General features: G+C 43.3%; 7 protein-coding genes. 2 read left to right on the forward strand and 5 right to left on the reverse strand.

What is annotated here, in order from left to right; all coding sequences use genetic code 11:
* Window positions 1-243 precede the first annotated feature (243 nt).
* Both K1J10_RS09555 and galU read left to right on the forward strand, forming a co-directional pair.
* Entirely contained in the window at window positions 244-1260 is a 1017-nt protein-coding gene (locus tag K1J10_RS09555) for an NAD(P)H-dependent glycerol-3-phosphate dehydrogenase (RefSeq protein ID WP_223357096.1), read from the forward strand.
* A 45-nt stretch (window positions 1261-1305) separates the two neighbouring features.
* Window positions 1306-2214, forward strand: a complete 909-nt coding sequence (gene galU, locus K1J10_RS09560) for a UTP--glucose-1-phosphate uridylyltransferase GalU (protein ID WP_223357097.1) — start codon at window positions 1306-1308, stop codon at window positions 2212-2214.
* Between the two features lie 162 nt (window positions 2215-2376).
* Here galU and K1J10_RS09565 read toward each other — a convergent pair whose 3' ends face one another.
* From K1J10_RS09565 to dapD, 5 genes are all read right to left on the reverse strand, one after another.
* Complete coding sequence (locus K1J10_RS09565; RefSeq protein WP_223357098.1) at window positions 2377-4323, reverse strand: C69 family dipeptidase; 1947 nt, start codon at window positions 4321-4323, stop codon at window positions 2377-2379.
* Window positions 4324-4549: 226 nt separating this feature from the next.
* Complete coding sequence (locus K1J10_RS09570) at window positions 4550-5236, reverse strand: rhomboid family intramembrane serine protease (RefSeq protein ID WP_195563603.1); 687 nt, start codon at window positions 5234-5236, stop codon at window positions 4550-4552.
* Window positions 5220-5759: a 5-formyltetrahydrofolate cyclo-ligase gene (locus tag K1J10_RS09575; protein WP_195563604.1), complete on the reverse strand. Its 540-nt coding sequence runs from the start codon at window positions 5757-5759 to the stop codon at window positions 5220-5222. The genes K1J10_RS09570 and K1J10_RS09575 overlap by 17 nt, the downstream gene beginning before the upstream one ends.
* Window positions 5760-5771: 12 nt before the next feature.
* Entirely contained in the window at window positions 5772-6905 is a 1134-nt protein-coding gene (locus tag K1J10_RS09580; protein WP_195563605.1) for an N-acetyldiaminopimelate deacetylase, read from the reverse strand.
* 63 nt (window positions 6906-6968) lie between these two features.
* Complete coding sequence (dapD, locus tag K1J10_RS09585; RefSeq protein ID WP_195563606.1) at window positions 6969-7667, reverse strand: 2,3,4,5-tetrahydropyridine-2,6-dicarboxylate N-acetyltransferase; 699 nt, start codon at window positions 7665-7667, stop codon at window positions 6969-6971.
* Window positions 7668-7843 lie beyond the last annotated feature (176 nt).

Here is a 7843-nt window from a genome sequence, read left to right on the forward strand (position 1 = left end):
CTCAAACAGCTGGAAGAACACTCGCTTAATCAGAGGAATGACTTTGTTGCACTTGACTTGACAATTGGGGAATGAAATTTCTTCATAAAACAATTGATAGTCATACAAGTTTTTTTACCTATAATATGTTAAAATAGAGAGAAGAATAGAGTTGTCCTTCAAGGCTCACTTGGGGCCGTTTCGAAGGCGCAAGCGCTAGACTCCTAGCCTTGTTGAAAAATAGACATAGAAATGGAAGATACAATGGAAAAACAAACCGTTGCAGTATTGGGTCCTGGTTCATGGGGAACAGCCCTTTCACAAGTCCTCAATGATAACGGCCATGAAGTCCGTCTCTGGGGGAATATCCAAGAACAAATCGATGAAATCAATACTGATCATACCAACAAACGCTATTTCAAAGATATCGTTATTAGTGAAGAAATCACTGCTACGACTGATTTGAAAGCTGCCTTGGACGGAATAGACGCTATCCTTTTTGTCGTTCCTACAAAGGTGACCCGCCTGGTCGCTAAACAAGTCGCTGAAACACTGGATCACCCTGTAACAGTCATGCACGCATCCAAAGGGTTAGAGCCTGGTACACATGATCGAATTTCCCAAATCCTTGAAGAAGAAATCCCCGCTTCTCTTCGCAGTGAGGTTGTAGTTGTTTCTGGACCAAGTCACGCGGAAGAGACCATCGTACGGGACATCACTCTCATTACAGCAGCCTCTAAAGATTTAGAAGTTGCCCGCTATGTTCAAGAACTCTTTAGCAACCACTACTTCCGTCTGTATACCAATACAGATGTTATCGGAGTGGAAACTGCTGGGGCCTTGAAAAATATCATCGCGGTCGGGGCTGGAGCCCTGCACGGTCTTGGTTATGGTGACAATGCCAAAGCAGCCATCATCACGCGCGGTCTCGCTGAAATCACGCGCCTTGGTGTTAAGCTCGGAGCTAGCCCCTTGACCTATAGTGGTTTATCTGGGGTCGGTGACTTGATCGTTACCGGAACTTCTGTCCACTCCCGCAACTGGCGAGCTGGGGATGCTCTCGGACGTGGTGAAAAATTAGTGGACATTGAAGCCAACATGGGGATGATCATTGAGGGGATTTCTACGACCAAAGTCGCCCATGAACTGGCGCAAGAATTGGATGTCTATATGCCGATTACACAGGCCATTTACCAAGTCATCTACGAAGGAAAAGATATCCGCGAAGCCATCCACAACATGATGAGCAATGAATTTAAAGAAGAAAACGAGTGGAAATAAGTCAACCACCCTATCATAAATCCTACCTTTTAGAAAGGAAACCGCATGACTAAAGTTAGAAAAGCAGTCATTCCTGCAGCTGGCTTGGGGACCCGCTTCCTCCCAGCTACCAAAGCTCTGGCAAAAGAAATGTTACCAATCGTTGACAAACCGACGATTCAATTTATTGTAGAGGAAGCTCTCAAATCAGGTATCGAAGACATTCTGGTTGTAACGGGCAAATCAAAACGTTCAATCGAAGACCACTTCGATTCAAATTTTGAACTAGAGTATAACCTCAAAGAAAAAGGGAAAAATGACCTTTTGAAATTAGTAGACGAAACAACAGGGATGCGTCTCCACTTCATTCGTCAAAAACATCCCCGTGGACTTGGAGATGCTGTTCTTCAGGCTAAAGCCTTCGTTGGAAATGAGCCTTTCGTCGTCATGTTGGGAGATGACCTCATGGATATCACCAATGACGATGCCCTGCCATTGACCAAACAATTGATGAACGACTACGATGAAACCCATGCATCAACGATAGCTGTGATGGAAGTCCCTCACGAAGAGGTTTCTGCTTACGGAGTCATTGCTCCTCAAGGAGAAGGAATCAACGGACTTTATAGCGTTGAAACCTTTGTAGAAAAACCAGCACCCGAGGAAGCACCAAGTGACCTTGCCATTATCGGACGCTACCTCTTAACTCCTGAGATCTTTGATATTCTTGCAAATCAAGAACCAGGTGCTGGCAATGAAATTCAATTGACGGATGCGATCGACACCCTTAATAAAACACAACGCGTCTTTGCCCGTGAATTTAAAGGGCAACGTTACGATGTGGGGGATAAATTTGGCTTTATGAAAACTTCTATTGACTATGCTTTGAAACACCCACAAGTCAAAAATGATCTTAAACAATATATTATCGACCTTGGGAAAAAATTAGAAGCATCTGAACAAACTGCAGACTAATCATTTACAAATCAAAAGAATACAAAAAGACTGGCCATATAATGTAAGGGCTTTGCTACCTTACAATGGTCAATCTTTTTTCGTAAAAAAGAGACTGGATAAAAAATCCAGCCTCTTTCTTTTTATTGGACTTGGTCCAATTCACTTTTTAATTCTTATTGTTTAAGGATGAACATTGTAAGAATAATTTGTATTTGGGAAAGTTTCAACAGTTGCTTTCTCGAAAGACGAACCAAAACGATTGTTCTCATTTCCGCCATTACCAGCTGAAACTGCTTCAGATGGGTCTTGAACCTTTTCTTCTGGTTTCACAAATATTTCAACTTTAGTAGAAACATAAGATTCCTTATCTTTTGTAGCTGCATAACCGAAACGGTTATTTGGATTGCCTTCTTCATTGACTTTCGTTTGAATTGGCTGAGTTTTTTCTGGCTGTACTGGTTTTTCCGGTTGAACTGGTTTTTCTGGTTCTACTGGTTTGTCCGGTTGAACCGGTTTTTCTGGTTGAACTGGTTTTTCTGGTTCTGGGTCTTTGTAATCATCTGGCTTAGAGGCACGATATGGATCATCTTTACGACCTAACTCAATCAAACGCGCATGCATATCTGCTTCATAAGATTTGAAGTGTTCAAATAGTTTTTTAGAAAGTGCAAGAGCATTTGCTGTAACTTCGTCTTCTACTGCTTTAGCAGCTTCCGGATTATCTTTCAAAGCTTTATATTTCGCATCACTAGCTTCTTGTTCAATAATCAATTGTTTTTCAAGAGCTTTCCAGTGATCTTGGACTGATTTTCCAAAGACATCTTGGTTATTGATTGCCATGTTGTCAATATGCCAAACAGTCCAATACCAAGAATTTGGATCATAGGTTTCTGTTTGTGGTTTAAAGGCTTCATAAGTGTCTTTCACATTTCCATAGAATGGGACATATGGAGTGTTCCGTGATGGCCCCATTCCTAACCAAACTGTACCACCAAATGATTTTGGAAGGTTCGGATTGATTTGGTAGACATGGGCATCGATAACGTTTTCGTTTCCTAAAGCATATTTGTATTGATCCTTGCGAACCGTGTCGTTTGCGCCATTGTCACCTTGTTTCTTCACTCCAATTTGATCGTCCGGTACGAAGCGACCATTTAAGTGTTCAAAGCGATTCCGTTGCATAGCAAAGGCATCTTCTAAAGTAAATTTCTTATTTGGATTAGTTGGAGAACGGAATAGTTCGTATTCGTCATCCTCGTAAGTCACTTTAGACTCTGGATCAAGTACTGTAATCCCTGCATAAGTCCGAGAACGGTCCCCTTCTGCATATTTTTCAGGTCCGTAAGACTTAGCAATATGGAAGTTGCCATCTTTATCAGTCTTGTAACTTCCTGATTCTTTTGCTACTTTTTCAACATCTTTAGAGGCGATGACATTTTCAGTGTCATTCAAGTCGACATGACCAAGGTAATAGGTATTCGCAAAAACTGCATATTTATCTTCAGGTACTTTTACAGCCACATATTGATGACCTGAAAGAATTTCCATATACCATGTCTCGTTTTGGTCAGCAACTACAACTGTATTTCCTTCAGCTGATCCCTTTTCTTCGATAACTTTTCCAAGTAATTCGATTGCTTCACGAGCTGTTTTTGCACGAGGTAAGATTACGTCGAGCATAGCAGCTTCTGGAAGTCCATCTTTTTTCAGTGGATCTTTTTCTAATACCTTTTTATTTGGAATTGCTGTAACAGTGGCAGTCATGGAAACACCCGCTTCGTTAAAGCCATGTTCCCCAAATGCACCATTGCTACCATCTCCACGAGCGGAATCATAAGCAGCTGTGTATTTCATTTCGCTGGCAGCATGAGGATAGGTGAAACCATTGGATTCGTCCTGAATTTGGTCCCCTTCCTTATAATTCTTGGCATCAACAACAACATAGTTTTTGTTGTGTTTTCCGCCGTTTGGATAGTAAGGATAATCCTCCGTGCGACCAAACAAGGTCGAGCCATCCTTGGTCAACTGTCTTCCAATAATGAAACCACAGCAAGCCTCAACAGCTTGAATCGGAAGAAGCAAGAGAGCCATCGCTACTAACGAGAGCTTAATCAACCATTTTTTCATTGCAAATCTCCTTTTATTTAATATTTTATCCATTTTATGAATGGATAAGAAAGATATTTACAATTGTTAGTTTACTCCTTTTCAATCCTTTTTGCAAGCGCTTTCTTACGGTATCTTTATACAGCTTTTTAGCAACTTTTTGACTTCCTTTGCATGTTTTTGGAAATATATACAAAAAAACTGAGACTTCACTCAGTTTTCAGAATTATTACATTTTCACTACGTTTTAATAAGTGACTCCAAAAAGAATTGGGGAGGCATATAGGAGACTAGCGAGGAGGACATAGAAGAGAAAAGCAGTCCGTCGCCAACTCTTTTTCACACTGTCGCGCTCCCCATATACTGGAAAGACAAAGGCTAGAATCCCTCCTCCTACCAAACCTCCTAGGTGACCTGCTAGACTAATCCCCGGCATAAAGCTAAAGAGAATATTGATCAGAATCAAGGAAGTATAGCTTTGGCTCAAGTACTGAAGGTAGGGACTCCGAGCGATAAAACGTAAACTGGCAATAGCACCAAAGATACCAAATAAGGCGGTAGAAGCTCCAGCTGCGACAGCAAGAGGTGAAAAAATCATCACAAAGAGATTTCCCATCAACCCAGACAAGAGGTAGAGGGCTAAAAAAGCCTTCGAGCCAAATAAATCTTCTGCGATTCTTCCGATAAAATAGAGGGTAACCATGTTTAAAACAAAATGTTGTAATCCGATATGAACAAAGATGGCAGAAAATAAACGCCAACTTTGGCTGGGATTGAATTGGATTTGAGCGCCTAATACTCCTCCAAAATCGTAGACAGTTTGGACCGATTCATAATCAAAGCCACGAACCAGCATCATGGATAGAAAAACACCGGTTGTTACTAGAAGTAAGCTACTGGTCACTGGGTATTTCTTATCAAATAGTTGATTCATCCACTAGAACCTCCTGTACTGGGATATCATGGGGAGCAGGTGAAAAGTCTGCTTCTTGGCAAGCATAGATGGTGCTGACAGTCGCTCCGTCAAAATCTGCCAAATAGCGATCGTAATAGCCTCCTCCATAGCCCAGCCGGTAGCCATCCTTTTGAAAGGCTACTCCAGGAACATGGATCAAATCAATCTCCGACTGATCTATTGCTTGGCTCCCCTCCTCTGGTTCCAAGAGGCCAAAGGCTGTTTGTTTCAACTTCTGCGGATCATAGGCCACAAATTCCATACGTCCTTTTGGATAGGTTTTCGGAATGACGACCTGCTTGCCATCGGCTTGAGCTGCGTCAATCAGAAAACTCGTATCCACTTCATGCGGGAAGGACAAATAGGTCGCCATAACGCTTGCTTCTTGGTAAGCTGGCAAGGAGCGCAACCGCTGTATCAAGGCTTGGTCAACCCTTCGCTTGTTCTCCGGCTCCAAGCCTTTCATCTTCTTCAACACACTTTTTCGAATACTTGCTTTCATTTCCATCTTTCTTTATTGGTTGGCTTTCATTTGTAAGAAAGGACTAATGGCTTTGACCCCAAAGTGCAGAGCTTCTTCCTTGGGACTCATCTGAGGATGGTGGAGGGCATAAGGACTGTCCACTCCCAACCAGAACATGACCCCATCCACTTTTGACAAGAGATAACCAAAATCCTCTCCGGTCATCGCGGGCAGGATATCAATCAGAGTCACATCTTCTGCTTGATCAAAGAAGGTCATCAGTTCATCTGCCAAGTCCGGATTGTTTTCCACCGGCAAATAGCCCCCTTGCTTAAGTTCAAGATCTAGCTCTATATCAAAAACATCTGCAACCCCTCTCGCAATCGTCTCGAGTCGCTTCTGGGTCAAGAGGTTCATTTCCATGGTCAGAGTCCGAATCGTCCCATGCAGAAAGGCCGTCTCCGCAATGACATTATTGGTCGTTCCCGCATGCATGGAACCGAAGGTTACAACCGCTCCCTCGATAGGATCGACATTGCGGCTGACAATGGTTTGCACCTGGGTGACAAAATAGCTGGCAGCGACTAGGGCATCCTTGGCTTCATGGGGAAAAGCGGCGTGTCCACCTTTTCCTTTAAAGGTCAGCTTGACTTCACAGGTTCCTGCAAAGAGCGTCCCACGATTGGTCGCAATCTCACCTACCTTTAGGTCTGGACGGACATGGAGACCGTAGAATTGATCAGGCAACCAATCTCCAAAGGCCCCATCCTCATACATGAGCATGCCTCCAGCTTCATTTTCCTCGGCCGGTTGAAAGAGGAATAAGAGATTGTTCTTCGGTTGTACGTGGACCAGTTGTTCCAACAAGCCCAAGGCCAGCGTCATATGGACATCATGGCCACAGGCATGCATCCGACCTTCGTGGTGGGAGGCAAAATCAAGACCAGTTTGCTCGATAATGGGCAGTCCATCAATATCTGTCCGCCAGCCAATGGTCTTTTCGGGATTGGATCCCTTCAAAAAAACTAAGATCCCTGTCCGCCAGGTCCGTTGCTCGACGAATTCTTTGCCCTCAGTGATTTCTGCGATCCGCTCCAAGAGATAGGCTTGTGTTTTAAATTCTTCTAGTCCAATTTCTGGGATTTGATGCAGGTCCCGCCGAATTTTTACTAAATCAAGTGTCATATCAGTCTTCCTCTTTTGAGAAGAAGCCGAGGTATCCCCCAGCTTCCTTTTCTTATTCCTCTATTATAGGTTACGCAAGGCATCCTCAAGTGCTGTTTTTTGTTGCGTCTGTTCGTCAATCGTCTTGATCACGCGCGCAGGCACACCTGCTACCACTACATTTTCAGGCACATCCTGCGTTACAATAGCTCCTGCCGCTACGACGGAGCCATTACCAACTTGAACCCCTTCGATGACGACGGCATTGGCTCCCACCAATACGTTATCCCCGATTCGGACTGGTTCTGCAGAGGCTGGCTCAATCACACCGGCAAGGACTGCTCCTGCTCCGATATGACTGTTTTTACCAACCGTTGCACGGCCACCAAGAATAGCTCCCATATCGATCATGGTCCCCGCACCGATTTCAGCCCCGATATTGATGACCGCTCCCATCATAATCACCGCATTGTCTTCAATGGTCACCTGGTCTCGAATGATCGCACCAGGTTCAATCCGGGCATTCAAATAGCGCTTGTCTAGCAAAGGCACTGCCGAATTACGCCCATCTTGCTCTACGATATAATCTTTATTTTCTGTTAAGTTGGCAAGAAGGGGCTCAATCTCTTTCCAGTCTCCAAATAGGACATTGCCTAGTTTTACAACGGATGCTGGAAGATCTCCTGTCAATTCCCCTTCAAAGGTTACTTTTACATTTGTTTTCTTTTCTGCATTGCCGATAAAGGCGATAATCTCTTGTGCAGTCATTTTTTGTGCAGTCATGTCAGTACCTCTTGTTCTATGTAGTCAGTCCTCTAGGAAGATAGGCTCCTTTTAAACTCTTTGATTTTACTATTATAGCATAATTTGTGATATTTCTTTCTCATGATAAATTGTAAAATATAGTGCAACAAAAAAACTCATAGCGTTTCATTGGGGTAAACTGTAAGTATTCACAC

Source organism: Streptococcus australis, from assembly GCF_019930045.1.
GTDB classification, from domain to species: domain Bacteria; phylum Bacillota; class Bacilli; order Lactobacillales; family Streptococcaceae; genus Streptococcus; species Streptococcus australis_D.